We start from the raw sequence: 25,983 nt of genomic DNA, 5'->3' as shown, positions 1-25,983 counted from the left end.
AGCCTAAAAGGGCGCTTGCTTTGTAGTCTTGAACAACTCGTGGCGTTAATGCGATACTTTAATTCGCTCAATTAAATCGGTAGGCGCCACTTCACTATTAATCGCAAAATCTAGTTGCACAAGTATATCTTCAAAACCTGAATCTGATGCTTTATATTTCCATTTTGCTAGTGCCTCTTTCGCTGATTTATCAAAAACATCTTTAGGTTTTGATTGAATAACACTAATGTTTTTTGTTTTACCGTTTGCTGCAATATCGTATTTTAATACAACAGAGCCGCTGATCCCTTGTTGGGCTGCTTGTATTGGGTAAGCAGGTTCAATGCGTATTGTTGGTGAAATGTGATCCTCTTTAGTCATTGCCTCTGGTTGCTTTGCAATCGCTAAGCCGCTTAGCATGCTTGCGGCTACAAGTAATAAGCCACCTTTAGCAAACTTTGAACGCTCCCCGCTGTGTTTTATATTAGTAAGTCGTTGTAACATGGTTTTTTTATCTCCGTAGTGTGAATAAGCCATAAGTCCTGTGGGCGCATTTGCCGCGCAGTTTATTAAGGCTTTGCTATATAAAATATGTTGTTGTGTGGTTTTATTGGCAAGTACCCGTTCATCACAAGTTAGCTCTTGTAGTCGGCGCATGCTTGCGTAACAAAACCAAGCTAGTGGGTTAAACCAAAGTAAAATAGTAGGTAGTAACATAAGTGCGTTTGTTAGGTTGTCTTTGCGTTTTATATGTACGTTTTCGTGCTCTAAAATAAGCGCTAATGTGGCTTTATCAAACTGGGTATTGTAGTTACTCGGTAACACCAGCTTGCTGTTTAAAATACCGACCACCATTGGCGTGGCTACATGTTGGCTGGTATAAGTTTTAACATCAGCGGTAAGAGTGCTTTCAAATTGGGTTAACTCAGTTAACTGCAGGCTTTTAACAAAGCGGGTATGCGTAATAAAGCTAGCTATTAATAACCCTGCGGTAATAAGTACATACATGAGCGCCCAGCTAATACCTACCTCGTTTGTAAAAGATTGGTTGGGGGTGATTAAGTAGTGACTAATATTACTGTTTTGCAGTGGTTTAATCGCATTTGGTAAATTAGCAATCACTAATGCCGCAGGTAATAGCCATGCTAATTTATATACAAACCGCGAGCCAAGGGCTTTTAAAGCAAATCGCTCAAGTAAAATAAATCCACAAAACAAAATACTTAATAGTAGTTGCTGCTCAATTAACCAATTGAAACCAGTTTGAATAACCATGTTAATCCCTTACTTTTGGTTTTTTTCCCAGTCATCTATAACTTTTTTAAGCTCGTTTATATCTTGCTGAGAAAGCTGCTCCGATTTAGCAAAACCACTTACAAGTGGCGCAATACGTCCACTAAAAAATCGCTCAATAAAGTTTTGGCTTTCTTTTAGGGTGTAGTCGGCGCGCTCCATACAGGGAGTATAAATATATTGGCGACCTTCTTTTTCAAATGTAAGTGCGCCTTTTTTTACTAGTCGACCTAGTAGGGTTTTAATGGTTTTTTCGTGCCATTGCTTATCGTCGCTTAAGCGCTCAATTATTTGGCTCGCGGTGGCGGGGTAGTTAATCCAAAGTGCGTCGAGCACGTCAAATTCTGCTTTTGATAATTCAATCATTTTATCGCCTACAAGTGTAATCTTTGATTTAAGACTACACCTGTAATCTATTTTTGCAAGTTTATTTTTAACTTTTTGAGATATAGTTAAGTGACTTGGTATTAGATTTTTGAAATATCGTTTTTATTAATTTGTATATATTGGTTTTCAGGTAGGTTTAGCTTTGAAAGGGTGAGGTCACTAAATTGCACTCTAAATAAGTCAATTACTTTGTATCCGCAGTAATGCGCCATTTTACGTATTTGTCTGTTTAGCCCTTGTTTTAAAACAATACTAAACTGATTACTGGCTATTTTATTTACCTCACAAGGCAGGGTTATGTGTTTATCAACGGGTACGCCTGCTGCCATTTTTTTACAAAAAGCATCGTCTAAAGGCTTATTTACGGTGACTAAATAATGTTTAGGCTGGTGGAAATCAGGATGTATTAGTTGATTACAAAAATCCCCATCGTTGGTCAAAATAAGCAAACCACGCGAGTCTTTATCTAATCGACCAATAGGGTAAACACGGGTAAGTGTGGGCAAATGGTGAATAAGGCTTGCTGGGTCATCAATATTTAATTTGCAGTCAATGCCTACTGGTTTGTGATACGCAAAATAAACTAAATCGGCCGCCCCTTTAATTTCTTTTTCGTTCACTATAACAACGTCTTGCTCATCAACGTGATCAATATGATTCGCTGGGCGATTATTTACAGTCACCAGACCTTCATCAATTAAACGCGATGCCTGTTTACGAGAGCAAATACCTGCATGGGCAATATATTTAGCGAGTCGGATTTTTGTGCTCATAACGTGTGACGCCAGCGGCTAATAAAAATTTGATCGCGATTATAGCAAAGCTGCGTATCGATCATGCTAAATATAAAAAGGTAAACATGATGGGTATTAAATTTTCACAGTTAAAAAAGCACGAACCGCTACAAAAAGTTATTGTTCACTCGTTAGATATGGCGCTTTATCAAGTATCGGTAATGATTAATAACGTTGAATATTATGTAACAGAAGACAGCGGTGAGTTTTTAAGAGCACTCAGCCCACTGCATGTACAAAAACGTTTTGAAAAAATAGCGTACGCACAGATGATGTTAAGGCAAACAAGCGCTTACGACGAAATGTGCGGCCAGCCGGATAAAACCAGCAGCAATATGCTTGAAGTACCTTATGGTAAAAATAATCTTTATTGATTGAGCTAATTTGCTAGTATCTGCTTTTTAAGGGCGATAAATGTATCAATTAAAAGTAGATAATACCGATGCGTTAAACTCAGCGCTTCGCGCACAAATGGTTGAATTTAACGCCGAGCATTTTGATGTGCAAAGAGTGCCATTAGGCTATAAATTTACTGATGAGCAGGGCGAGCTTGTTGCCGGTATTAGTGGGTGTGTGTTTGGAAACTGGCTGATGATTAGTTGGCTTTGGTGTAGCGATAGTGCGCGAGGTAAAGGGCTTGCAGATAAACTGCTAACGGCACTTGAACAAGCAGCTATTGAGCTAGGTGCTACAACTTCTCAGCTTGATACACTTGATTTTCAAGCAAAACCCTTTTATGAAAAGCGCGGTTATAGTGTTAAGTATAAACTTAATAATTACCCACGCTCAGGTACGCGTTACTTTATGGAAAAAGCACTTTAATTTTTGCTGGCTATTTTGCTTTTAGTGGCTCGCCTTCAAAGGTAATACCTAAAAAAGGTGTTGCCTCTGGTGCTAACATAAACGTGCGAATGTTCATATGATCATCCCCTTTAGGGTTTTGCAGCACGTCTTCTCGGTAAAACTTACCAAAACAATCCAACGTATTTTGTTTACTTAAATCGTTTAATTTAGCAAACGCAAAAATTTTACACGAGCCGTTGTTCTCACTCGCAGCGCTAAGTAATCCATGGTTATTAAAGCCACATGCAGTAAAGTCGTAATTTGCTTCTATCACGGCCATTGTATCGGTAAATTGAATGCTTTTTGGGTTTTCAGCAAGTGCTTTTAAATAGTTATTTAGTGTCATGTGTTACCTTTGGGTTTTTAATTATTTAGCGCTCAACTCTAGCTCATCTGTTTGCTGATTTATATTGAATTTAAATCGCGATAAAAAGTTCATTCCTAGCAAACCTTGCCCACGGGTGTTTTCAATGCTTAGCACTTCAAAGCCGTAAATAATTTGCGAGCCCACTTTAAACGATTCAATTTGATAACGCTTTACAACAATTTGACCGTTAGCTGTATTTACCGTTACATCGCCTAAATAGAAAGGCTGTGGCGAAATTTGCTCAATAATATTTGTAGGTAGTGAGGTTACGCTTGCGCCTGTATCAATCATTAGTTCGGTTGATAGGTTATTATTTATTTCGGTGTTTATTAAGTAGTGCGCGCCGTAAGGCGTTAAAGCAACAAAGTCGTCTTGCGATTGTGCTTTATTGATCATCGCTTGCAGTGTTTGCACTTGGCTTTTTAGATTGTGCTGGTTTGGCATTCGATCAAGGGTTGCTTGTGCGCTAATTAAATCGCCTTGCTGATAGTAGGCATACGCAAGCGGATATAAAAACTGCGCGTTATCGCTTTTATAATCAAGCCAAATTTGTGTTTGCTCAATAATAGCTTGCCAATTTTGTTGCTCAGTTAATCTGTGTAATTCGTTTTGAGTGAGCGTATTTAAACGTGTATTTACATTACTTTGCTGATCAGCAGGTTGTAATGAATTAAGCTCAAATAAAGCAATAATGGCATTTTGTGTTTGCTCGCTATTTATTAAATACTCAACCTGTAAATTAAGTAATTCTACGTTATAAGGGCTGTTATTTAATAGCGCATTGAGAAATGATTCGCTAAGTAATAAGTTGCTATTTAGCCATGTTTTAAGCTGCACTAGCCACGATGAATAAAGGTTTTTTGCGATTTCTGGATTGCTGTTTTTGAGTTGTTGATAGCTACTAAGTGCGGCTTCAAATTGGTGTTTTTTAAACTGCTGCTTTGCCGTATTTAATAGCGTATTTTGTTGTTTAGGCGATATGCTTTTTTCAGCACCTTGCGTTTTTTGTACTTTGGTTGGCGCGGGCTGCGGCCACAATAAATAAGCGTTAAGGCTAAGTGAGCCAATTAATAGCAAGGTAATTAGCTTGGTATAGTGGCTCATTGTGACCTCTTATTTAATGCAATTGGTATTATTTAATAAAGTGCGTTAAGGCATGAATATTGGCTATTTCAATATCAGCCAGCCCTTTATAAGCATAATTGGCGCCTTGATCGTTTAACCATACCGATTGGCAACCGGCATTATTTGCGCCTTGTACGTCGGTATCTAGGCTATCGCCAATGTGTAAAATTTCACTTTTAGCAACGTTTAAGTGCTCGGCGGCTTTATCAAATAAGGTGCTGTGAGGTTTTGCTTTACCGTGCATACCGGCTTGTAATACAAGCTCAAATTTATCGTGTAAGTTAAAGCGTTCAATTTCAACGTTACCATTAGTTATAGCAACCAGCGTAAAGTGCTGGGCTAAGTTATCTAGCAGCTTTAGTACGTCGTCGGTTACCACTATTTTACTGCGCGCATCGGCAAAGGCGTTGTAGGCAGCATCGGCATGATGCTCTACCTCTTGCTCGTTCAAATCTAGTTTAGATAGGGCTAAGCGCAGTGTATGTTGGCGCCATTTAGTGACGTTATCAGCAAGTTCAGGTAACTTTAATACGGCCTCATTGCGGCATTGTTGCCAGTATTTTGGGCCTTGGGCTAAGTAGCTCGGGAGCGCGTTTAAATAATTTTGCTGCGCTTTAACCGCTGCTTTTATAATGGGGTGATTGTTGTAAAGAGTGTCGTCTAAATCAAAGCTCATGACAGAAAATGGCTTAATAGCACGATTAAATCGGATCATATTTATTTTCCTAATCAGTTCGTTTTTTTGCACGAGGGTGAGTGTTGTCGTACACCTTGGCTAAATGTTGAAAATCTAAATGCGTATATACTTGTGTAGCCGACAAACTGCTGTGCCCTAGTAATTCTTGCACAGCGCGTAAATCACCAGATGATTCTAAAATATGTGACGCAAACGAGTGGCGCAGCTTATGCGGGTGAACCTGCGAGCTAATACCTTGTTTTATTCCCCACTCTTGCATGCGTAGGCGCACTTGGCGAATCGAAATACGGTTTTTTTGGCTACTTAAAAATACTGCTATTTCATCGGGCTTTGCAAACTGAGGGCGTATTGTGAGCCATTTTTTTAATGCGTCTAACGCTTTTTTGCCTACCGGAATTAATCGCTCTTTATTGCCTTTACCACGCACTAAAATTTCACCATTGGCAGCGCTAATATCTTGCATGTTAGCGCCAACTAACTCGCTTATACGCAGCCCTGAAGAATACATTAACTCCATCATTGCTTTATCTCTAATTGCGAGAGGTTCGTCGTCGGGTATTTCGAGCAAGCGTGCCATTTGATCTACATCGAGATTCTTAGGTAGGGGCTTTGCAAACTTAGGGCCTTTTATACCTATAGCCGGATTATGGTAATGCGATTGCTCGGCAATATTTTTTGCTTTTAAAAACTTATATAAGCTGCGAATACAGCTGAGCTTTAAGCTAATTGTACGGCCACTTAATTGTTTTGATCGCAGTGCCATGCTGTAGCGGCGAATATGTTCGCCTTGTACGCCAAACCAGTCATCACATAGTTTGCTAAAATAAAGGGCTGCAAAGCCAAGTTGGCTTACGTATTGATTAACTGTGTGCGCTGAATATTGTTTTTCAAACTTTAAATAATCGCTAAATAGCGTTATGGGTGTACGCCAGTGGTCACTTAGCGCGGTAATATTAGGCGCATCGTCACTCATGCTAGTTTTTGTAACCGCAGGTGTAATGCGTTTATAAAGTCGAGCACAAACAGGTTATCTTGCGCGGGCTCAAAATGGTTTACGTTATTGCTACCAAACGCCAAAATAGCGATAGGGTGCTTGGTGTCGCCAATTAAATAAATAGCGACGGATTGTGTATCTTCACTAAATAATTGTTCGCGCTCTTGTTTATTAATTCGCCCTAAATAATGCCCAGAATGGGTAAGGCGATGCGCAATAAGCTCGTCGTACTCGGGATTGTATTTTACTAATTTGCAGTCGTTAATATCTTCACTTGAGCAGATTATATTGCGTAGATTATTTGCAAGAGTGTCAAAATCGTCATGATCCCAAAGCTGGCGATGACACTGGCTAAACAAACGATATACGAGCTCGTTTTGCGTTGCATGCTTGCTCATAGCATCTATTTGGCTTTTTAAAAGCGTGTTGTGCTCGCGTAATTGACGTTGCTGAATATGTACTAGTGACGTTGCACCTTGAGCTTGCTGTTGCAGCTCAAGTTGTGCGAGTAGTTCAGGGTGATGAACTAAAAAGTCAGGATGTTGCTGTAAGTAATCAATAACCTGCTCTGTACTTAGCTCGCTCATAGCGCTACTTGTCCGTCGAAAACATGCTCTGCGGGACCAGTCATGCGTACCGGATGACCTTCACCACTCCAGCGCACTTGCAAAGTACCGCCCGGCAAATCTACTTGAACGGTTGTTGATAATTTATTTTGCATATGACCAATCACCATTGCTGCACACGCACCTGTGCCACAGGCTAGGGTTTCGTTAACGCCGCGCTCCCACACTCTTAGCTTAATGTGTTCTTGCGATACAACCTGCATAAAGCCAATGTTCGCTTTTTGCGGAAAGCGTTCGTGGTTTTCAAGTAATGGACCCAATACATCAACTTGCGCGGTGGTTACGTCGTCAACTTCTAGCACGCAATGTGGGTTACCCATAGATACCGCGCCACTAAATACAGTGTGTTCTTGCGTTCTAATAATATAAGTAAGCTCGCGTTTGCTGGCTTTTAACGGAATTTTACTTGGCTCAAAATTAGGATGGCCCATGTTAACAGTTACTTGACCGTCTTTTTCTATGTAGAGCGTTAAGTTGCCCGACTTAGTCGATACACTAATTTTGTGCTTGTTAGTAAGGCCTTTCATGCGTACAAAGCGGGCAAAACAGCGTGCGCCGTTACCGCATTGTTCTACTTCGGTACCATCGGCATTAAAAATTCGATAATGAAAGTCGAGATCAGGTGAATATGGTGCTTCAACCATCAGCAATTGGTCAAAGCCTATGCCAAAGTGGCGATCTGCCAGTTTTTTGATTTGGTCTCGCGACAAAAAAACATTTTGTGTAATGTTATCAATCACAACAAAGTCGTTACCTAAGCCGTGCATTTTGGAAAAATTAACTAACATAGCGCTCTAATTCGGTTTTGCTCTGTGCTAATCATGCCACAGAGCAGCTAGTAGACAAAAACGTTTATGGTAAAACTTTCTCACCTTGATAAAGGCTTTCAATAGTTTCGCGTTCGCGAATAAGGTGATGCTGCTGACCATCTACCATTATTTCTGCAACACGCGGGCGCGAGTTGTAGTTTGAGCTCATTGTAAAGCCATATGCACCCGCACTTCGTTGTGCAAGTAAATCGCCTTGTTTGAGTGCAAGTTCGCGGTCTTTTCCTAAAAAGTCGCCGGTTTCGCACACCGGACCCACAATATCAAAGTTGTGAGTAGGTGTTTCGTCGTCGCGAACGGATACCGGAATAATTTTTTGCCACGCTTGATAAAGCGCAGGGCGAAGCATATCGTTCATACCTGCATCTACAATTGCAAAAAACTTGTCTTGGTTTTGTTTGATAAATTCAACTTGAGTAACCAAAATACCTGCGTTAGCTGCAATAGCGCGCCCTGGTTCAAAAATAAGTTCAAGATGTTTGTAGTTAGCTAAGCGTTCGGTAACTTGCGCTGCATATTCACTTGGGTGTGGTGGTTGCTCATTGTTATATGGCACGCCTAAACCGCCGCCAATATCTAAATGAGTTAGCTCAATACCGTTAGTTTTTAGCTCATCAATAAGCGCCATTAATTTATCAAGGGCTTCTAAAAAAGGTCTAACTTGCGTTAATTGAGAGCCAATATGGCAATCGACACCAATTACTTTTAAACCAGGTAAAGCCGCTGCTTGTTGATAAACACTCACTGCTGTTTGAATATCAATACCAAATTTATTTTCTTTTAAACCGGTAGAAATATACGGATGTGTCTTTGCATCTATGTCTGGGTTTACGCGAATAGAAATAGGCGCTTCTAGGTTAAGCTCGCAAGCCACTTCAGAAATACGCTCAAGCTCAGACGCCGACTCTACATTAAAACATTTAATGCCCAGTTTTAATGCGTAAGCTATTTCGTCAGACGTTTTAGCCACGCCTGAAAAAACCACTTTAGAAGCATCGCCTCCCGCTTTAATTACACGCGCTAGTTCACCTTTAGATACAATATCGAAACCCGATCCTAAGCGCGCTAATATATTAAGTACGGCAATATTTGAGTTTGCTTTTACAGCGTAACATACCAAGCTTTTATGATTTTTAGTGGCGTTAGCAAATGCTAAGTAATGGCGCTCAAATGTAGCACGCGAGTATACATAACACGGCGTGCCGTATTGCTGCGCTATGCTTGCTACGCTTACGTCTTCGGCAAATAATTGGTTGTTTTTGTAGTTAAAATAATCCATTTATTGCTCCTGACTTTGCGATGCTTTAGCTTGCTCAGCGGTAGTGGCTGGTTTAGCTGTATTTTGAGGTTGGTTTTGCTCTGTTTGTTGCTCTGGTAAATATAACGGACCGCTTTGTCCGCAGCCAGCTAAGGCGCTTAACAGTACAGTGCTTATTAATAGTCTTTTTAATTGTAAGGTATGTGTCGCTTTCATTAGATTAATACGGTTGCTGGCTTTATAATCGCAGAGTAACAGAATATCTAAAAAATGCAGCTATTCGCGGATGATTTTATTCCTGTTACACTAGGACTTGTTTATCTCTCGAGGTTGAATTTGCGCTGCCCGTTGGGTTCGTCCTAGGAACGATTTACTCTTTGTTGCTCGGTTTTAACTTAGTCCACTAGGTTACAAACCTCGCGCCGCGATTAAATCGCCCCTAGATAGAACAAATTTCAATCCTGAAAGGTTAACAGGCCCTAGCTGCACATTTTTAAAGCTAATTTAAAGCTAAAACGTACCCAATATTAGGCGGCTCGCCTGCAAAGGAAATAACAATGACTGAACACGAATATCACCAATTAGCCGAAGCTCTTATGTTCACTATTGAAGAGCAGGTTGATGATTGCGAAGCTGATTTAGATTATGAATCGGCACAAGGTATTTTAGAAATTATTTTTCCTGATAAAAGTAAAATAGTGATCAATAAGCAAGCACCTCTTCATCAAGTATGGGTTGCGACTAAGTTTAACGGACATCATTTTGAAATGCGTGATGGGTTATGGATTGATAACCGCTCTGGCGCTGAATTTTGGGCGTTTATAAATGAAGCCTCAACTCGCCAAGCAGGCCAAGAAGTTAAGTGGCAATCATCACTATGAGTTTAGAATTTGTAGAATATGCAGCCCAAAGTGAACATAAAGCAACGGTTATTTGGTTACATGGTTTAGGTGACTCTGGGGATGGTTTTGCGCCAGTAGCCCCGCAGCTAAATTTACCAAGCGAGCTTGGTATACGGTTTATTTTTCCGCATGCGCCAGTGCAACCGGTCACCATAAATGGTGGCATGGAAATGCGCTCTTGGTACGATATTAAGTCTATAGAATTAGATAAGCGTGCCGATGAACAAGGCGTAAGAGATTCTGCTGCAAAGGTAGAAGAGTTAATCAATAAAGAAATTGCTAATGGCATTCCTGCTAATAAAATAATTTTAGCTGGTTTTTCTCAAGGTGGTGTTGTGTCTTTGCATTTAGCGCCGCGCTTTGAGCAAAAGCTTGGGGGTGTTATGGCGCTTTCTACTTATATGTGTGTGCCACACAAATTTGCTGATGAAGCAAAACATACTGATTTAAACGTATTTATGGCTCATGGTAGCCAAGATAACGTTGTACCGCACAGTGCGGGTAGAAATGCGTTTGAAGTATTAACAGCACATAACATGGATGTAAGCTGGCAAGAATATCCAATGGCTCATCAAGTTTGCGCAGAAGAATTGCAAGCTATTCGCCAATGGTTAATTGCTCGTTTAAGCTAATTTTGGAACCGCTGAGGTCAATATGAGTCAAAAAATAGTTATAAAAGCAAATGTTAAACGCGAATTACAACAGAGCGTACCAACGGTAAGCTACGAGTGGAATTGGCGTCGTATTGTGAGTATTGCTATGTTGGTATTAATGACCTCTGCAGCAGTTGTTTATGGCTTAACCACCTCTGTTAATGCAGAGCAAGGTGAGCACCCAAATGAGCAGGAACAATTCTTAAGTTTCAGCAGTAACGCTGAAAACCAAACAAGCGATGAGGTAATGGATGTTGAGCTTCAATCATCAGTAAACAATCCCCCAGCTGAGTCTGCAGAGGTAACTCAAGCGAGTATTGAACCTTTGTTAGCTGAGCAAAATGAGACCCAACTAAGCATTTCAAGTAATACACCTGCCGAAGTAGACCTTGTAAATAATACCCCGGCTTTGTTGGCTAACAACGATATTGTTACTGATCAAAGCGAAAGTATTAATACAGAGTTAAACTCAAACCTTGATAATGATGTGCAAGAAGAAACCGCAGAAGCCCAAAACGTAACTGAGCCTGCTAGTCAAAGTGACTTACTTTTAGAGTTAGAAAGTGATGATGGCGCATTGAGTGGCACTGAAGGTTTTTCCTCTACAGCACATGTGGCAAGTGTGGCATTGGGCGCGCAAATAGACACGGGTAAAATTAGTCGCGCGGTACTTACTCGTAAAGTAAGTAAGCGTGAGCCTACCAATGTGTTTGCTGCTGATATTAGGTTAAGCCAGTTTGAGGAAGGGTTATCGTTTTTTAGCGAGATTAAAAACCTTCAAGGCCAGCAAGTTAAGCATGTTTGGTCGTTTGAAGGTGAAACAATGGCTGAAATTACACTTAATGTTACTTCGCCTCGTTACAGAACGTACTCAACAAAAAATATAATGAACACACAAACAGGTCATTGGCGTGTTGATGTAGTTGATGAGCAAGGTAATTTAATTGCCCAAAAAGAATTTAGAATTTTAGCTGACTAAAACTGGCTAAATGCAGTAATTAATTGGATACCCCTATGACAGAAAAAACAAAATTAGTACGCATCGCAACGCGCAAAAGCGCTCTAGCACTTTGGCAGGCCGAATTTGTAAAAGCAGAGCTTGAGCGTTTTCATGCAGATGTGCGCGTAGAATTAGTCCCAATGTCGACACAAGGGGATATTATTTTAGATACGCCATTGGCCAAAATTGGCGGTAAAGGCTTATTTGTTAAAGAGCTAGAGCAAGCCATGCTAGATGGCCGAGCTGACATTGCCGTACATTCTATGAAAGATGTGCCAGTAGAGTTTCCTCAAGGGCTAGCACTGCATACTATTTGTGAGCGTGAGGATCCACGCGATGCGTTTGTATCAAACAATTTTGCAAATTTAAGTGAGCTACCACAAGGCGCTATTGTTGGTACTTCGAGCCTGCGCCGCCAGTGCCAAATTAAGGCACTTCGCCCTGATTTAGATATTCGTGATTTACGCGGCAATGTAAATACACGTTTAGGTAAATTAGATGACGGCCAATATGATGCTATTATTTTAGCGGCTGCAGGGCTTATTCGTTTAGAAATGGAGTCGCGTATTGCTGACTACATTGAGCCAGAAGTGTCATTACCAGCAAATGGTCAAGGCGCTGTAGGTATTGAATGTCGTATTGATGATGAAGTAACCAAAGCATTACTTGCACCACTTGAGCATACACAAACACGTATTCGCGTAAACGCAGAGCGTTCGATGAATCGCTATTTAGAAGGTGGTTGCCAAGTTCCTATTGGTGCTTATGCATTGGTTGATGGCGAACAAGTGCATTTACGTGGTTTAGTTGGTGCTGTTGATGGCAGCGAAATTTTACGCGACGAAGTAACAGGCCATGTAAATGACGCAGAAAAACTAGGTATTGAGCTTGCTAAAAAATTACTAGCTCAAGGTGCAGACAAAATATTAGCTGAAGTTTATAGAGACGCATAAATGACACATATTCTGATAACTCGGCCCGAAGGAAAAGGCGCAGCCCTTGCACAGCAACTTGAGCAAGCGGGTTATCAGGCGTCTTTATTTCCGGTATTAAAAATAACGCATTTAACACCCTCCAGCACTGAGCTTAGTCCACTATTAAATGCAGATAAAATAATATTTATATCGCAAGATGCAGTCAGTGCACTTTCGCAATTAAAACCAGATATAAATACCAAAGCGCAATTTTATGCGGTTGGACAACAAACAGCCGATGTTATATATGAGCAATTTGGTGTGCGCGCAGCAGTACCAAAGCAGTATGATTCAGAAGGGTTACTTGCGCTTAAATCACTCGCCGAGGTGGATGGCTGTAATATAGTATTAGTTAAGGGCCAAGGTGGCCGCCCTGAGTTAGCTAAAACGCTCAAAGAGCGCGGTGCTTTTTTAAATAATTGTGTTGTGTACAAACGTGAACCGACAGAGAGTATCACCTCTAACTGGACAGACCACTGGAAAAACCAGAATGTACACGGTATAGTCATAACAAGTAATGCAGCAGTTGATGCTATATTTAAAAGCCTTACTGCACACCAACTACAATGGTTACAACAGTGCCGATTTTATGTTGCTAGCGAGCGTATAGCCGCTTATTTAAAGCTGCAACAGGTAAGTTCGGCTAATATACACATTGCAGCAGGGGCTAGCGATAATGCTATGTTTACCTGCATAAATCAGCAAGGTAGCAACATGAGCGAACAGTCAAAGCCAGTAACGGCAGAAAAAGCCACACCAACAATAGCTAACACGACCTCTGCTAAATCAACTAAGCAAGAGCCTACAGCTACAAAAAATACGGCAGACAAAAGTAAACAAAAAATAAGTAAGGTTGCAGTACTTGCGCTTCTTGTTTCGTTAATTGTGGCCTCTGGTGTTGGATACGAGTTTTATCAAAAATTAAATGCTGGTAAGGCGCAAAACCTAGCCGTTAATGAGTTAAGCGAGCAAAATAAGTTACTCACCCAGGAGCTGCAAGCACTTAAATCGGCGCAATCTAATTTGCAACAAGCGCTGTTTAATAGTGAAGAAAAAGTTGCCGCAGCCCTAAATGAAAGTGCAGTTCAAAATCAGCAAGAACTAAAAGCGGCTTTGCAAAAGGCGCAGCAACAAGGCTCATCGTTAAACCCGCAAGAAGTAACCAGCTTACAGCGTATGGCTGAGTTTAAACTATGGGCTGAAAAAGACTACCAAGGCACTAGTGCTGTTTTAAAGCGCTTAGATGGATTGCTTAGTGAGCACCCAGGAACAGTTGAAGTTCGCCAAGCGATTATGCAGGATATACAAACACTTGATAGCCTTAAACCTGTTGCAACAGAGGCTATTTATTTACAGCTAAACAGTGTACTAAGCAGTATTGACGACTTAGTTTTTAATGCAGTTAATTTACCAGAAGAAGCAGCTGCAATAGATGAAAATGCTTTAAGTGGTGACGTGAGTGATTGGCAGCAAAACTTGAGTAATAGCTGGAATAAAATTGTGGATAGCTTTATTACTATTCGTCAGCACGAGGGTGTTTCCATTGAGCCATTACTTACGGACCAAGAGCGTCATTTAATAAATCAACGAATCAAGCTTAATATAACTCAGGCACAAGATGCACTTATGAGTAAGCAGGCGAGTATTTTCTTTAGCGCCTTAAGTGAAGCAAAACGTTTAGTTGGTGAGTACTTTAAGCAAGACGATGATACAACTAAAACGGTACTTAAAGCGTTGTCTAAACTTGAAAAAGAGCAGCTTAACTTTAATCCAAAAGTAACCTTAAACAGTACACAAAAGGTTAAGGAGTGGGCGCAATGATAGGGCTAATTATTTTAATTGTAGCTATTGTTGTTGTACTAGCGGTTACTCCATTCGTTCTAGGTGAAAAAGGTTATGTACTTATTTCATTTAACAATACGACGATAGAAGGCACGATAGTATCGTTTTGTATAATGGCAGTCATTACCGCTGTTGTTTTATATTTAACATATAAGTTAATTCGTTATTTATTATCGATTTATCATAATACTAAGCATGGCTTTTTTGCACGTAGCCAAGAGCGCAAACAAGCAGCTATTGAGCAGGCTCTTTGGAGTGCTATTAATGATGATTACGAGCACGTAGAACAGGCTTTATCGGGTAATAGTGTACCAGATAAGTTTGAGGATATTCGCTTAGCATTACTTGCAAAAGCAGCGCTTGCTAATAATCAAACAGATAAAGCACTTGAGCGTTTATTTGAAATAAGCCCAGAGCATCAATTAAAAGTAGCAAAGCTATGGTTGGCAAGTGGTGATAGTAGCGCGATTGAATCACAAATGCGTATTAGCGCAGAAGCTAAAAAAGCCACCGCACTTGAGTTAAAACTTTATGCAGAAGTATTAGTACAGCAGCAACACTTTGGTGCGCTGGAAGACTTTTTGCCGCGTTTACTGCGCAAAAAAGCACTTACTGATGCACAGTGGACGCAGTTATTTAGTGCTTATTTTAGTGCGTTAGATGCAGACAAGCTGAGTGAAAAATATAAACAGCTGCCTAAAAAGCTGCAAGCTCATGCCCACACCGCATATTTAATGCAAATGGCGCAAGCAGGTCAATTGGCTGTTATTGAAAGTGACTTAATTAAGATGGTTAAGCATAGTGAGCAACACTTAGAGCTTGCAAATATATTAAGTAAAGCAACAGCAGCCGATGCAGCTAAGTTGCAAATAAGCATTCAAGAACGGCTTAAGAAGGATGATTCAAATAATTCACTATTACTTGCGCTAGCTTGCCTTGCTAATGCTAAGGGTGATTATGACTTAGCAGCTAGAATATTTGATAAAGCACTGAATAGTGAAAATAAAAAACAGTTCTCTGAACAAGCTGTGTTGAGTTATAAAAATAGTGCACAGGCAGAAAAGGCGCTCGTTTTATATCAATAAATGACTACACTATAACTACTTAGCATTTTTTGTAGTTCAGGAGCACAAGCTTTGAGAAAGTTTTTAATATTAACCCTTAGCTTGGCTTGTGCTTACTTCTTTACAGGATACTTTAGCAACTCACTTCTTTCTGTAGATGGCTATGCGGTCGCCTCCTGGCCGCCCTCAGGAATTGCTTTAGCGAGCTTTTTAATTTGGGGACGTAAGTCATTTATTGGCCTTATTATTGGGGCTTTTTGTACTAACTTAATTCATCTTGAACGCACCGTAGATATTTTTCATTTTATTGTGCTTTTACAAGCTATAGGCATTACTTTAGCCTCTGTTTTACAGGCTTGGATTGGCCGACAAATTATAGTGAATGTTATAAAAGCGCCGTTGGATTTATCTTCTTTAAAACACAGTGTTCAAAGCTTAATAGTAGCGGGGCCAATATGTTGTGTTATTGCTGCAGGTGTAGGAACAAGTTTATTAGCATTGAATAATGTGATTCCGACCAATGCTATTTTTGATAACTTTATAGCATGGTGGATTGGCGACAGTATTGGCGTGCTTATATTTACACCTTTAGTACTCGCCGCTTTTAATTACACACAAGTACGCCACCGTATGTTGGTAATTTTACCCTCGCTATTAATTTACATACTGATCAGCGTTAGTTTTTATGGCGCTGCTAGTGTTAAAAAAGAAAAAGATATTCAAAAGCAAGAAGCCAAAATACTTACTGTGCAAAATGCTATAAGCCAAAAGCTTGATGGTATTACTGCTCATTTAGGCTTATTAGCTACATATTTTGCTAGTAGTAGTGACGTTAATTTTAAAGAGTTTAAACAATTTACTTCAAAGCAGTTGGACTACAGCCAAGAAATTCTAGCTTTCGAATGGATACCTTATATACCAGCAAATAAACTCGCAGATTTTGAAATACATGAAAATCCAGCCACAGGCAAACCTCTATACATAAAAGAAAAGTCACTAGATGGAGCTTGGCAACCAGCAGGTACGCGTAGTAATTACTTTCCAGTAAAGTACGTATATCCCTTAAAAGGTAATGAAGATGTTTTAGGGTTTGATTTAGCTTCTAGTAAAGTAAGAGGTGCAGCGCTTAGCAAAGCGAAAGAGCTTAATGAACTTGCACTAAGTGAGCCAATTAACTTGGTCCAAAATACAGCCGAACACGGTGTGCTTTTTTTATATCCTGTTTTTAGACAGTCCTCTACCGAAGATGATTTTCAAGGCTTTGTGGCAGCGATTGTCAGTCTGAAACGCTTATCGCAAACATTATTATTTGATCACAATAACTCAATTTCAGCTAGCTTTTTTGATACAACGATAGCAGGGAAAAAGCAGGCAATTTATATTGCCGATACCGATAACTCGCAAACGCTGTTTAAAGAATATCAATTGTTGATTGGCAAACGCATGTGGCAGGTCGAGTTATATGAACCAATAGTTAGAACATCTTGGTTAATGTATTGGCTTGCACAAATAGTAGGTATGTTGTTTGTGTGGTTACTGATTACATTTTTGATTTCAGTTACTGGTACAAACATACAAATTCGCGAACAAGTGGCCAAGCAAACGCATACACTACGCAAAGAAAAACAAAAGGCAGATGAAGCGAGTCATATAAAGGGGCAGTTTTTAGCAAACATGAGCCACGAAGTCCGCACCCCTATTAACGGTATAAAAGGGCTGCATTATTTAGCGCTCCAGCAAAACGATTGGCAACAAGCTAGAAGTTACATAGAGCAAGCAGATGGGGCACTTGGTGTTTTACTGAGGGTATTAAACGATGTGCTCGACTTTTCAAAAATGGAAGCAGGCAAGCTAGACTTAATGCAAGAGCCTATTAATGTAGCGAGTTTAGCTGATGAAATGCTTAATTTACTTCAATTTGAGGCTGATATTAAATCGATAAAGTTAAGTCTCGATTTTGATAAAACATCAAATTTGGTCATTAATACCGATCCAATCCGCTTAAAACAAGTGCTGCTGAACCTGCTCAATAATGCGGTTAAATTTACAGGGGAAGGTGAAATCACTCTGAAAATTTGGCAATCGAAAAAAATGACTTATTTTAGTATTAACGATACGGGTATTGGTATTAGTAGCGAAGCACAAAAACAATTGTTTAAACCGTTTGCACAAGCTGATAGCTCAACCTCACGCCAATATGGTGGTACAGGCTTAGGATTAAGTATTTGCAAAAAACTGGTTGAGTTAATGGGTGGTGCAATTGATTTAGTTAGTTATGAAGGTAAAGGCTCTACATTTACATTTAGTTTGCCGCTAATATCGCCTTTACCAAAGGCAGAGCAAATTCAGCAGCAATACAACGAAATAGACGTAAGTACATTATCATTTACAGGCTATAAATTACTTTTAGTAGAAGATAATCCACTTAATCAGCATGTTGCTAATGCTATTTTAAAAACGAAAGGCTGTATTGCCGACATTGCTAACGATGGTTTTGAGGCCATAGAAAAGCTAGCCGAAAATAGCTACGACATTGTTCTTATGGATATTCAAATGCCAAAAATGGATGGACTCAAAGCAACAAAAGTAATTCGTCGTGATTTAGAGTTAATTGATTTACCCATAATAGGGCTATCGGCGAACGCCCATGACGAGGACGTTAAAAAGGCACTAGCCTGTGGAATGAATGGCTATATTACCAAACCTATTGATGCAAATACGCTTTTTAAAACTCTTTGGCATCACTTATCAGGAAAATAAGCTGTATCATTTTTTTGCACAAAAAGCAGACATATGACCGCTAAAACTTACCGCAAATCATATAGACTTGAAAAATAACTGTATCTGCGTATCATGCGCGCAAATTTAACTAAACTGGGTTGCTATTATGATCAATAGAAAATTACCTTTGCTAGATATTCACCGCCATTTAGACGGTAATGTACGTGCGCAAACCATATTAGAACTTGGTCGACAGTTTAATATAGAGCTACCTGCAGATAACGTTGAAGCATTAATCCCTCATGTTCAAGTTATTGATCCTGAACCAAACCTCATGGCTTTTTTACAAAAGTTAGATTGGGGAGTTACTGTGCTTGGCGACTACGATGCGTGTAGACGTATCGCAATTGAAAACATTGAAGATGCACAAGCACAAGGTCTTGATTATGTGGAGCTTCGATTTAGCCCTTACTACATGGCACAAAGCCAAGGTTTACACCCAGAAGGCGTTGTAGAGGCAGTTGTTGATGGTATTAAATCAGCAACAAAGGGCGCAAATATAAAAGCTAACTTGATTGGTATTTTATCGCGTACTTATGGCGTAAAAACGTGTCAAAAAGAGCTTGATGCATTACTCGCATTTAAAAATGATTTAGTCGCTGTTGATTTAGCCGGTGACGAAATTGGCTTCCCGGGTGAGTTGTTTGTAGAGCACTTTAAACAAGTACGAAATGCGTATTTAGCTTCGACTATTCATGCTGGAGAAGCACTTGGCGCTCCAAGTATTTGGCAAGCAATTAATGAGTTGGGTGCGAGCAGAATAGGGCATGGCGTTAAAGCAATTGAAGATCCAAAACTAATGGATTATTTACGCGATAACCGTATTGGTATTGAGTCATGCTTAACAAGTAATATTCAAACCAGTACAGTAAACGATTTAACTAATCACCCACTTAAACAGTTTTTAGATCATGGTATTTTAGCGTGTATTAATACTGATGATCCTGCGGTTGAAGGTATTGAAATTGAGTATGAATATACCGTTGCTGCACCTAAAGCAGGCTTATCTCAAGCTGATATGGAAAAAGCCCAAAAAAATGCGTTAGAAATAGCATTTTTAAGCGATGGCGATAAAAAAGAACTTTTAGCACTCGTTAGCGCACGTTAGTTTAAGAGCTTTAAAAATGCCGCTTTATATAAGCGGCATTTTTGTATCTATAACTGATATTTAGTGTGTTTGGCAGCTTATGTAATTATCGTAAAGCGCTTTTAGTACGTCTGCTCGGCTGATCATGCCGATTACTTTAACACCCTCTACAACAGGATAGTTTTTTGGTTTACCAGGCTGCATCTGCTGTGCAAGCTCGATAATGTTGGTATCGCCGCTAACGGTTACTACCTCTGTTTGCATAAGCTGCGATACTTTAACCATCCCATCACAAAAATAACTGCTTTGAGTAAGTGGTTTTAACAGCTCTTGCTCTGATATAAATCCAACTAAGCATTTATCTTTATCAAATACTGGCGCGCCAAGTAGTTTAAATTTTTGTAGTTCTGCTATGGCTGTCGTCATTTCTGTATCTGGTGTGATATTTGGCAACTTGCGTTGCATAAAATCTTTTACTTTTGTATTTAGCATTTGGGTCTCTCCCGCTGATGTTCTATACAAAGTATGGTTTATAGATAGGGATTTAGGAAATTGTTTATATTGATGGGGGTGATAGGTTTTAACTATTAAATATTTGTTGTTATAAAGATAAAGGCACCGATTAGGTGCCTTTATTTATAACTGAAAGTAAATTTCAATTATTTGATAAATGCGAATGCATCTGCGTACATGTTTTCACGTATTGCACCATGAGTAATAAAGTCATCACGGACAATACCTATCATGTCAAAACGACCTGCCATATAAATATCGTATGGTTCTAGTGACACAATATCTTGCATTACTGCTTTGTGTACATAGCCAGTGTGTCCTTGCCAATTAGCAGATGGATTTTCTACTACAGGAATAAACTTAAAGTTCTCATTGCTATCTGCCCATGCTTGCATTTCTGTGTGTGCGTATAAAGCAGATTCTTCTTTTACGCCCCAGTAAAACAACACAGGACGGTCGCATTTTATTTCAGCTAAATGATCAGCCATTGATTTTGCGTATGAAAAACCAGTACCACCGGCGAGTAAAATAATAGGGCGCTCACATTGCAGGCGCAACTGTGAAATACCCAAGCCAGCTTCAATGTCTACTAACTGCCCTGTGGTATGGGCGTTTCGTAAATGCTCTAACGATTGCATTGCATACGAATCGGCACCTGAGGCGCCAATATGCAGTTCTATTGCATCGCACTGTGAAGGGCGACTAGCTATAGAAAAAGCACGTTTGTCTTTTTCGCCTAATACGAGTTGCATGTATTGGCCAGCTTCAAAGGTCACAGGTTGTTGTGGCTTTAAAATTACTTTATGAACAAATTCTGTAAGTGGGCTGATAGCTACAACTTCAGCTTTTAATGTTTGCATTTTTTACCTTTTAGCAGCGCTTGTAACAGCAGATACGCAATCGAATAGCTAGATTCTAGCATATCTGCAGGGTTATTTTATAGCCTGATATGTACTTACATATAAACACTTAAACAATATTAAGGCTTTCCCAAATATCATCTACGCGGTCTTTGGTGTCTTTATCCATAACAATAGGCTCGCCCCATTCGCGGGTGGTTTCGCCAGGCCATTTATTGGTAGCATCCATTCCCATTTTTGAACCAAGACCTGAGACTGGCGATGCAAAATCGAGATAATCAATAGGTGTGTTCTCTATTAATGTTGTATCACGCGCTGGATCCATTCGGGTTGTTATAGCCCAAATAACATCTTCCCAATCGCGGGCGTTAACATCGTCATCGCAGACGATTACAAATTTGGTGTACATAAATTGACGTAAGAACGACCAAACACCCATCATCACGCGCTTAGCATGGCCTGGATATTGTTTTTTCATTGTTACAATCGCCATACGATATGAGCACCCTTCAGGCGGAAGGTAAAAGTCGACAATTTCAGGGAATTGCTTTTGTAGTATCGGCACAAACACTTCATTAAGTGCCACACCTAAAATAGCAGGCTCATCAGGCGGACGGCCAGTAAATGTGCTGTGATAAATAGGATCTTTACGATGCGTTAAGTGAGTAACCGTCATTACTGGAAAGTCATCGACTTCATTATAGTAACCGGTATGGTCACCATAAGGGCCTTCTGGCGCCATTTCACCAGGCATTATGTAACCTTCAAGTACTATTTCTGCACTGGCAGGGACTTGTAGGTCATTTGAAATAGATTTTACAACTTCGGTTCTGCTGCCACGTAATAAGCCAGCGAATGCATATTCGCTTAGAGTGTCAGGTACAGGCGTTACGGCACCTAATATAGTGGCAGGATCGGCACCTAATGCTACCGATACAGGGTAGGGTTGCCCTGGGTTTTCTTTGCACCATTCTTGAAAATCAAGCGCGCCACCACGATGTGACAACCAGCGCATAATTATTTTATTTTTGCCTAATAATTGTTGGCGATAAATACCTAAATTTTGGCGCTTTTTATAAGGCCCTTTGGTAACTGTAAGGCCCCAAGTAATTAATGGTGCTGCATCACCTGGCCAGCAATGTTGAATAGGTAATTTAGTTAAATCTACATCATCACCTTCTAAAACTACTTGTTGGCAAGGCGCTTTTTTAACTTCTTTTGCAGGCATATTAAGCACTTGCTTAAAAATAGGTATAGCGCCTAGAGCTTCTTTAATACCCTTTGGTGGATCAGGTTCTTTTAAAAAAGCGAGTAGCTTGCCCACTTCGCGAAGCTCGCTAACATCTGTTTGGCCCATGCCCATTGCTACGCGTTTTGGTGTACCAAATAAGTTGGTAAGCACCGGCATATCGTAGCCTTTTGGGTTTTCAAATAATAACGCAGGGCCTTTTGCACGCAATGTGCGATCAGATATTTCGGTCATTTCAAGATACGGGTCGATTTCTTGGGTGATACGTTTAAGTTCGCCTTTTTTTTCAAGCAAATCGATAAAATCACGTAGATCTTTATATTTCATTGTGGGCCGCTATTAAGCAAAAGAGTTAAAGTATTATACCCATTTCATGCAAGGCAAGTCATTACTTGCACTTAAAACTTAAAGCGCTCTACGGCACTCGTTAAAGAGTGTGCAAGTTGGTTTACGTCTTCACTTTCGCTTGCTAGGGTTGTCGCGTTTTGGGCATTCAAGGTTGCTTGCTCTGTCACCTTTGCCATTATTTGTTGAATGTCGCCACTGTTAGTCAATTGCTCATGTGATGCATGAGCAATTTGCTCACTCATCTGATTAACAGACAACAATGTGCTTTTAATACGCTCTACGGCTTTATTTAGTTCAGTGCTGTTTTTAACACATTGCTTGGCTTGGTGTTGGCCATCAGTAATGTGTTCTTGAGTTGTTTTAGTGTGTTGTTGCAATGTTTGGATCATGGTGTTTATTTCGCTAGTCGAGGTTTGTGTTCGTGCAGCTAATGATCGAACCTCATCAGCAACTACAGCAAACCCGCGTCCGTTTTCACCCGCTCGCGCTGCTTCAATTGCAGCATTAAGTGCAAGTAAGTTAGTCTGCTCGGCAATGCTACTAATTGTTTCAACAATGGCTTCAATAAGCTGGGTGTACTGTGCGAGTTCTTCTGTGCTGCCTACTGCTTTATCAAGACGCTGCAATAAAGTTTCTATACTTAGACTATTTTGATTAGCAATCTCGTTTACATCATTTGCAAATTGCGATGCGTTTGTTATTTCACTTGATGTTTTATCTGCTTGTTCATAAACCGCTTGTGAGTTGATTAGCATATTTTGTGCAAGCGATGTTGCCTGCGCGCTTCGCTCTAACTGCTGTTGTGCAACAACCGTCATTTGCTGACCTTTTTCACTGGTTTTAATAGCGCTGCGGTCTAGCTCGTGGGCGTCACTACTAATTGCACCAATTAGGTTAGTCAGGTCTTCACTGAGTTTATTTATGTTATTTAGCAAAGTACCAAATTCATCCTTACTACGTGGGTGGCTTCGCTTTGATAAATCACCTGAGGCGATTCGGGCTAAGTCGCGGTTTACTTTTTTAAGCGGTTTTAGCATTGCGCGAGTTGTAAAAATAGAGATAGCGATAATCAATATAATTAAAACAATCGTAATAATTACTACAGAACTAATCCCTGTATTTATGGCGGCCTTTGCATTAGTTTGTAAGGCATTAAAGCGCTCATCAGCCAATTTATTTAGTTCAATAAGCTGACCTTCTGTTGTTATAAATTGCTGTTGAAAGTGTTCAAAATTTTGAGCCGCAGCAATAGCACTTTTGAGTACTTTATTTTGTTGGGCATAAATTCCTGTATCGTTGTTAAGCAATTCTCTTAATTGATTAAACTTAGCCGTTAAATTTTTAGCATTAAACGCATTATTAAAAGGTAGCGCTTGTTGCTCTAAATAGGTGAAATTAGGTTGGATGTTATCTAGTAGAAATAGAGTATCTTGCTGATGACTATTTAAATCATTGATACTTGCAGTTTGAGTAATGCTTTTTATATTATTGCTTAAGTTAAACAATAAATCGTCTATACGGGTCGCTGTTCCAAACATAGCATTAAGTAACGCCTGCTGTTTTATAGGCACTTCTAAAAGTTCTATATCAAGTAAGTTAGAACTTAAATTGTAAAGTTGCTCGTTAAACGTTGCTGATAATTCTATGGTGGAATTTTGCGCTACAAACTTACGCTCTTTAGCGCTAAACATTGCGACACTTACTTCAGTCAGTTGCTCGAAGCCTGCGTTGGTACTGGTGAGTAAATTTTGCATGGTTATTTGTTGATTTAGCTGAGCGCTTAACGAATTGAGCATATCGCTAAATTGTAGTTGCTCAACTTGCGCCTGTTTTTTATTTTGTTGAAGTAAATCAAGGTTTGCTTGGCTGTAAGCTAAGGCGTTAAATTTGGTAATAGACAGTAATGATAGCCTTAAATCTTTGCTGAACTGTTGTACCGGAACCGCTAATTTTTCGGTTCGGGTATTGTTAACGCTAATTTTGTTTAATGACCAATAAAAAAATACACTACTTGTTAGCACCAATATGCCAATGGCTGTAAAGGCTAAAATTATTTTATGTTTGATCGCAATTGAACGCATAACTTCATCACAATAATGGGTCTTTAATTATTGTAGCATTATTGTAATTTATTGGTTGTTTTTATGTTAAACCTTGGTGCACTGTCTTTTTTTACCTGCAATGATTAACATGGCTTCATTACCCTTACCCCAAAACAGTACCTCTTCACTTATATATTTATTCCCAGATGCACTTTTTTCGTGATTAAGTACATGCACTTTATTGTTAAAGATAAGTTCGGCTTCAGAATTATTAATAATATTGAGTTTTACGCTCTCATCATCGCATTGGTAAGCAGTACTGGTTTTTAAATCACTACATGCGGTTAAGCTTAGTAAAATAGCGATTAATGCTAAATATACTTTCATTTTTCCTCCCATCTTCTTTAAACGTTAGTTAAAACACAGGGCAAAATTTTAATCTAATGTAAGAATAACAAAGCAAAATTAACCGTTGGTGAAAGTAGCGCTTTAAGTTATGTTTATAGCAATATTTTTTGAGCTCGGAAGCTTTATGGCAGGCACTAACCTTTTAACGTTATTAGATGATATAACCACTTTACTTGATGACATTGCGACAATGAGTAAGGTAGCAACAAAAAAAACAGCAGGTGTATTAGGCGATGACTTAGCGCTCAATGCACAGCAGGTTACAGGTGTAGCAGCAGAGCGTGAATTACCGGTTGTTTGGGCTGTGGCAAAGGGCTCATTTTTAAATAAAGCGATACTCGTACCCGCTGCTTTATTAATAAGCGTATGGCTGCCTTGGTTAATAACACCGCTTTTAATGATGGGTGGTTTGTTTTTATGTTTTGAGGGAGCTGAAAAAGTATTTGCTAAGTTTTTGCCTCATAACAGTGAAGCGGTAGACGAAGATGAAAAGTTAGATTTAGTTGAGTACGAAAAACAAAAAATAAAAGGGGCAATAAGAACCGACTTTATTCTTTCTGCCGAAATTATTGTGATTACTTTAGGTACTGTGGCAGGTGCTACATTGCTTAATCAAGCTTTAGTGCTTTGTGTTATCGCAATTATAATGACTATTGGTGTTTATGGCTTAGTGGCAGGTATTGTAAAACTGGATGATGCCGGACTTTATTTACTCAACCAATCTAAAGTGTCAGCTAATCAATTTAAAGAATTACTTGGGAAAGGCTTACTCGCAGCAGCGCCTAGGTTGATGCAGTTTTTAGCATTTGCGGGCACCATCGCGATGTTTTTAGTAGGTGGCGGGATTTTAGTACATGGTGTTGAGTTACTGCATCATACTCAAGTCGATGTAACAAACTATGCCCAATCTGTTGCTGGCGGTACAGGAGAGGTATTGGCTCCTCTATTGTTTGATGGTTTGCTAGGCGTGATTGCTGGCTTAGTTGTTGTGCTTATACATGTAGGTTATACAAAGTTAATTAAAAAATAGCAGACACATTTGGTTATCATTTTCGTTACATTTTATAAGA

The 25,983-nt window shown here is 39.6% G+C and carries 27 protein-coding genes; 11 read left to right on the top strand and 16 right to left on the bottom strand.

Annotated features, from left to right (window positions below; genetic code table 11):
* Positions 1-45: 45 nt before the first annotated feature.
* The 3 genes from AC5NT5_RS16415 to AC5NT5_RS16405 form a co-directional block, all read right to left on the bottom strand.
* Entirely contained in the window at positions 46-1,254 is a 1,209-nt protein-coding gene (locus AC5NT5_RS16415; protein ID WP_494514235.1) for a M56 family metallopeptidase, read from the bottom strand.
* 9 nt (positions 1,255-1,263) lie between these two features.
* Positions 1,264-1,638, bottom strand: a complete 375-nt coding sequence (locus tag AC5NT5_RS16410) for a BlaI/MecI/CopY family transcriptional regulator (RefSeq protein WP_007377323.1) — start codon at positions 1,636-1,638, stop codon at positions 1,264-1,266.
* A gap of 101 nt (positions 1,639-1,739) precedes the next feature.
* Positions 1,740-2,432, bottom strand: a complete 693-nt coding sequence (locus AC5NT5_RS16405) for a pseudouridine synthase (protein ID WP_494514236.1) — start codon at positions 2,430-2,432, stop codon at positions 1,740-1,742.
* A gap of 89 nt (positions 2,433-2,521) precedes the next feature.
* Between AC5NT5_RS16405 and AC5NT5_RS16400 the strand changes: the two genes are divergently transcribed.
* A complete protein-coding gene (locus tag AC5NT5_RS16400) occupies positions 2,522-2,827 on the top strand; it encodes a DUF6482 family protein (protein WP_002961002.1) in 306 nt (101 codons plus the stop codon).
* Between the two features lie 40 nt (positions 2,828-2,867).
* Positions 2,868-3,275, top strand: coding sequence for a GNAT family N-acetyltransferase (locus AC5NT5_RS16395; RefSeq protein ID WP_494514237.1), 408 nt, complete (start codon positions 2,868-2,870; stop codon positions 3,273-3,275).
* Between the two features lie 10 nt (positions 3,276-3,285).
* Here AC5NT5_RS16395 and AC5NT5_RS16390 read toward each other — a convergent pair whose 3' ends face one another.
* The 8 genes from AC5NT5_RS16390 to lptM all read right to left on the bottom strand — a co-directional run bounded on the left by AC5NT5_RS16390 (position 3,286) and on the right by lptM (position 9,406).
* Positions 3,286-3,642: a HopJ type III effector protein gene (locus tag AC5NT5_RS16390; RefSeq protein ID WP_002960998.1), complete on the bottom strand. Its 357-nt coding sequence runs from the start codon at positions 3,640-3,642 to the stop codon at positions 3,286-3,288.
* A 21-nt stretch (positions 3,643-3,663) separates the two neighbouring features.
* Entirely contained in the window at positions 3,664-4,767 is a 1,104-nt protein-coding gene (locus AC5NT5_RS16385) for a retroviral-like aspartic protease family protein (protein WP_494514238.1), read from the bottom strand.
* Positions 4,768-4,795: 28 nt separating this feature from the next.
* Positions 4,796-5,503, bottom strand: coding sequence for an HAD-IA family hydrolase (locus AC5NT5_RS16380; protein ID WP_182753011.1), 708 nt, complete (start codon positions 5,501-5,503; stop codon positions 4,796-4,798).
* Between the two features lie 10 nt (positions 5,504-5,513).
* On the bottom strand, positions 5,514-6,458 hold the full coding sequence (locus AC5NT5_RS16375; protein ID WP_024594613.1) for a tyrosine recombinase XerC: 945 nt from the start codon (positions 6,456-6,458) through the stop codon (positions 5,514-5,516).
* Positions 6,455-7,066, bottom strand: a complete 612-nt coding sequence (locus tag AC5NT5_RS16370; protein ID WP_182682622.1) for a DUF484 family protein — start codon at positions 7,064-7,066, stop codon at positions 6,455-6,457. Before AC5NT5_RS16370 ends, AC5NT5_RS16375 begins: the two co-directional genes overlap by 4 nt.
* On the bottom strand, positions 7,063-7,893 hold the full coding sequence (gene dapF / locus AC5NT5_RS16365) for a diaminopimelate epimerase (protein ID WP_182674459.1): 831 nt from the start codon (positions 7,891-7,893) through the stop codon (positions 7,063-7,065). Before dapF ends, AC5NT5_RS16370 begins: the two co-directional genes overlap by 4 nt.
* Before the next feature lie 64 nt (positions 7,894-7,957).
* A complete protein-coding gene (gene lysA, locus AC5NT5_RS16360; protein WP_033028907.1) occupies positions 7,958-9,211 on the bottom strand; it encodes a diaminopimelate decarboxylase in 1,254 nt (417 codons plus the stop codon).
* On the bottom strand, positions 9,212-9,406 hold the full coding sequence (gene lptM, locus AC5NT5_RS16355) for an LPS translocon maturation chaperone LptM (protein ID WP_024594615.1): 195 nt from the start codon (positions 9,404-9,406) through the stop codon (positions 9,212-9,214). It abuts the gene before it with no gap.
* 341 nt (positions 9,407-9,747) lie between these two features.
* Between lptM and cyaY the strand changes: the two genes are divergently transcribed.
* The 8 genes from cyaY to add all read left to right on the top strand — a co-directional run bounded on the left by cyaY (position 9,748) and on the right by add (position 19,514).
* The gene (gene cyaY / locus AC5NT5_RS16350; RefSeq protein WP_002960979.1) at positions 9,748-10,071 is read left to right on the top strand and encodes an iron donor protein CyaY; all 324 of its coding nucleotides are present in this window, start codon (positions 9,748-9,750) and stop codon (positions 10,069-10,071) included.
* Positions 10,068-10,724 carry an alpha/beta hydrolase gene (locus AC5NT5_RS16345; protein WP_002960978.1) on the top strand — a complete coding sequence of 219 codons (657 nt, stop codon included), beginning with the start codon at positions 10,068-10,070 and terminating at the stop codon, positions 10,722-10,724. The genes cyaY and AC5NT5_RS16345 overlap by 4 nt, the downstream gene beginning before the upstream one ends.
* Before the next feature lie 22 nt (positions 10,725-10,746).
* Positions 10,747-11,724 carry a DUF2914 domain-containing protein gene (locus AC5NT5_RS16340; protein ID WP_494514239.1) on the top strand — a complete coding sequence of 326 codons (978 nt, stop codon included), beginning with the start codon at positions 10,747-10,749 and terminating at the stop codon, positions 11,722-11,724.
* Positions 11,725-11,759: 35 nt separating this feature from the next.
* Positions 11,760-12,698, top strand: a complete 939-nt coding sequence (gene hemC, locus AC5NT5_RS16335; RefSeq protein WP_024594617.1) for a hydroxymethylbilane synthase — start codon at positions 11,760-11,762, stop codon at positions 12,696-12,698.
* Positions 12,699-14,540 (top strand): uroporphyrinogen-III C-methyltransferase, encoded by a 1,842-nt coding sequence (locus AC5NT5_RS16330; protein ID WP_494514240.1) that lies wholly within the window; start codon positions 12,699-12,701, stop codon positions 14,538-14,540. It abuts the gene before it with no gap.
* Positions 14,537-15,646 carry a heme biosynthesis HemY N-terminal domain-containing protein gene (locus AC5NT5_RS16325; protein ID WP_494514241.1) on the top strand — a complete coding sequence of 370 codons (1,110 nt, stop codon included), beginning with the start codon at positions 14,537-14,539 and terminating at the stop codon, positions 15,644-15,646. Before AC5NT5_RS16330 ends, AC5NT5_RS16325 begins: the two co-directional genes overlap by 4 nt.
* Before the next feature lie 51 nt (positions 15,647-15,697).
* Entirely contained in the window at positions 15,698-18,385 is a 2,688-nt protein-coding gene (locus AC5NT5_RS16320) for a CHASE domain-containing protein (protein WP_494514242.1), read from the top strand.
* Between the two features lie 127 nt (positions 18,386-18,512).
* On the top strand, positions 18,513-19,514 hold the full coding sequence (gene add / locus AC5NT5_RS16315) for an adenosine deaminase (RefSeq protein ID WP_494514243.1): 1,002 nt from the start codon (positions 18,513-18,515) through the stop codon (positions 19,512-19,514).
* 60 nt (positions 19,515-19,574) lie between these two features.
* Here the strand turns inward: add and AC5NT5_RS16310 are convergent, their stop codons facing one another.
* From AC5NT5_RS16310 to AC5NT5_RS16290, 5 genes are all read right to left on the bottom strand, one after another.
* Positions 19,575-19,985 carry a CBS domain-containing protein gene (locus tag AC5NT5_RS16310; RefSeq protein WP_024594621.1) on the bottom strand — a complete coding sequence of 137 codons (411 nt, stop codon included), beginning with the start codon at positions 19,983-19,985 and terminating at the stop codon, positions 19,575-19,577.
* A gap of 167 nt (positions 19,986-20,152) precedes the next feature.
* On the bottom strand, positions 20,153-20,866 hold the full coding sequence (gene fre / locus AC5NT5_RS16305; protein WP_494514244.1) for an NAD(P)H-flavin reductase: 714 nt from the start codon (positions 20,864-20,866) through the stop codon (positions 20,153-20,155).
* Between the two features lie 109 nt (positions 20,867-20,975).
* The gene (gene ubiD, locus AC5NT5_RS16300) at positions 20,976-22,442 is read right to left on the bottom strand and encodes a 4-hydroxy-3-polyprenylbenzoate decarboxylase (RefSeq protein ID WP_002960958.1); all 1,467 of its coding nucleotides are present in this window, start codon (positions 22,440-22,442) and stop codon (positions 20,976-20,978) included.
* Positions 22,443-22,513: 71 nt separating this feature from the next.
* Complete coding sequence (locus tag AC5NT5_RS16295) at positions 22,514-24,544, bottom strand: methyl-accepting chemotaxis protein (RefSeq protein ID WP_494514245.1); 2,031 nt, start codon at positions 24,542-24,544, stop codon at positions 22,514-22,516.
* Between the two features lie 66 nt (positions 24,545-24,610).
* The gene (locus AC5NT5_RS16290) at positions 24,611-24,892 is read right to left on the bottom strand and encodes an MliC family protein (protein WP_024595167.1); all 282 of its coding nucleotides are present in this window, start codon (positions 24,890-24,892) and stop codon (positions 24,611-24,613) included.
* 145 nt (positions 24,893-25,037) lie between these two features.
* Between AC5NT5_RS16290 and AC5NT5_RS16285 the strand changes: the two genes are divergently transcribed.
* Positions 25,038-25,943, top strand: coding sequence for a DUF808 domain-containing protein (locus AC5NT5_RS16285; RefSeq protein ID WP_182672069.1), 906 nt, complete (start codon positions 25,038-25,040; stop codon positions 25,941-25,943).
* The last annotated feature ends 40 nt before the right edge of the window (positions 25,944-25,983 follow it).

This window comes from Pseudoalteromonas sp. J2K-J599, from assembly GCF_059295115.2.
Note: the sequence above shows the minus strand (reverse complement) of the source record. Positions and strands in the feature narration are given on the sequence as shown.

What these genes read in the sequence shown, in the direction of transcription:
- AC5NT5_RS16285 (WP_182672069.1), top strand. Translation starts at nt 25,038, where the DNA reads ATGGCAGGCACTAACCTTTTAACGTTATTAGATGATATAACCACTTTA.
- AC5NT5_RS16395 (WP_494514237.1), top strand. Translation starts at nt 2,868, where the DNA reads ATGTATCAATTAAAAGTAGATAATACCGATGCGTTAAACTCAGCGCTT.
- add (WP_494514243.1), top strand. Translation starts at nt 18,513, where the DNA reads ATGATCAATAGAAAATTACCTTTGCTAGATATTCACCGCCATTTAGAC.
- AC5NT5_RS16385 (WP_494514238.1), bottom strand. Translation starts at nt 4,767, where the DNA reads ATGAGCCACTATACCAAGCTAATTACCTTGCTATTAATTGGCTCACTT.
- AC5NT5_RS16400 (WP_002961002.1), top strand. Translation starts at nt 2,522, where the DNA reads ATGGGTATTAAATTTTCACAGTTAAAAAAGCACGAACCGCTACAAAAA.
- ubiD (WP_002960958.1), bottom strand. Translation starts at nt 22,442, where the DNA reads ATGAAATATAAAGATCTACGTGATTTTATCGATTTGCTTGAAAAAAAA.
- lysA (WP_033028907.1), bottom strand. Translation starts at nt 9,211, where the DNA reads ATGGATTATTTTAACTACAAAAACAACCAATTATTTGCCGAAGACGTA.
- AC5NT5_RS16370 (WP_182682622.1), bottom strand. Translation starts at nt 7,066, where the DNA reads ATGAGCGAGCTAAGTACAGAGCAGGTTATTGATTACTTACAGCAACAT.
- AC5NT5_RS16345 (WP_002960978.1), top strand. Translation starts at nt 10,068, where the DNA reads ATGAGTTTAGAATTTGTAGAATATGCAGCCCAAAGTGAACATAAAGCA.
- AC5NT5_RS16390 (WP_002960998.1), bottom strand. Translation starts at nt 3,642, where the DNA reads ATGACACTAAATAACTATTTAAAAGCACTTGCTGAAAACCCAAAAAGC.
- AC5NT5_RS16295 (WP_494514245.1), bottom strand. Translation starts at nt 24,544, where the DNA reads ATGCGTTCAATTGCGATCAAACATAAAATAATTTTAGCCTTTACAGCC.
- AC5NT5_RS16415 (WP_494514235.1), bottom strand. Translation starts at nt 1,254, where the DNA reads ATGGTTATTCAAACTGGTTTCAATTGGTTAATTGAGCAGCAACTACTA.
- AC5NT5_RS16410 (WP_007377323.1), bottom strand. Translation starts at nt 1,638, where the DNA reads ATGATTGAATTATCAAAAGCAGAATTTGACGTGCTCGACGCACTTTGG.
- AC5NT5_RS16380 (WP_182753011.1), bottom strand. Translation starts at nt 5,503, where the DNA reads ATGATCCGATTTAATCGTGCTATTAAGCCATTTTCTGTCATGAGCTTT.
- lptM (WP_024594615.1), bottom strand. Translation starts at nt 9,406, where the DNA reads ATGAAAGCGACACATACCTTACAATTAAAAAGACTATTAATAAGCACT.
- AC5NT5_RS16325 (WP_494514241.1), top strand. Translation starts at nt 14,537, where the DNA reads ATGATAGGGCTAATTATTTTAATTGTAGCTATTGTTGTTGTACTAGCG.
- dapF (WP_182674459.1), bottom strand. Translation starts at nt 7,893, where the DNA reads ATGTTAGTTAATTTTTCCAAAATGCACGGCTTAGGTAACGACTTTGTT.
- AC5NT5_RS16330 (WP_494514240.1), top strand. Translation starts at nt 12,699, where the DNA reads ATGACACATATTCTGATAACTCGGCCCGAAGGAAAAGGCGCAGCCCTT.
- cyaY (WP_002960979.1), top strand. Translation starts at nt 9,748, where the DNA reads ATGACTGAACACGAATATCACCAATTAGCCGAAGCTCTTATGTTCACT.
- AC5NT5_RS16340 (WP_494514239.1), top strand. Translation starts at nt 10,747, where the DNA reads ATGAGTCAAAAAATAGTTATAAAAGCAAATGTTAAACGCGAATTACAA.
- fre (WP_494514244.1), bottom strand. Translation starts at nt 20,866, where the DNA reads ATGCAAACATTAAAAGCTGAAGTTGTAGCTATCAGCCCACTTACAGAA.
- AC5NT5_RS16375 (WP_024594613.1), bottom strand. Translation starts at nt 6,458, where the DNA reads ATGAGTGACGATGCGCCTAATATTACCGCGCTAAGTGACCACTGGCGT.
- AC5NT5_RS16405 (WP_494514236.1), bottom strand. Translation starts at nt 2,432, where the DNA reads ATGAGCACAAAAATCCGACTCGCTAAATATATTGCCCATGCAGGTATT.
- AC5NT5_RS16290 (WP_024595167.1), bottom strand. Translation starts at nt 24,892, where the DNA reads ATGAAAGTATATTTAGCATTAATCGCTATTTTACTAAGCTTAACCGCA.
- hemC (WP_024594617.1), top strand. Translation starts at nt 11,760, where the DNA reads ATGACAGAAAAAACAAAATTAGTACGCATCGCAACGCGCAAAAGCGCT.
- AC5NT5_RS16310 (WP_024594621.1), bottom strand. Translation starts at nt 19,985, where the DNA reads ATGCTAAATACAAAAGTAAAAGATTTTATGCAACGCAAGTTGCCAAAT.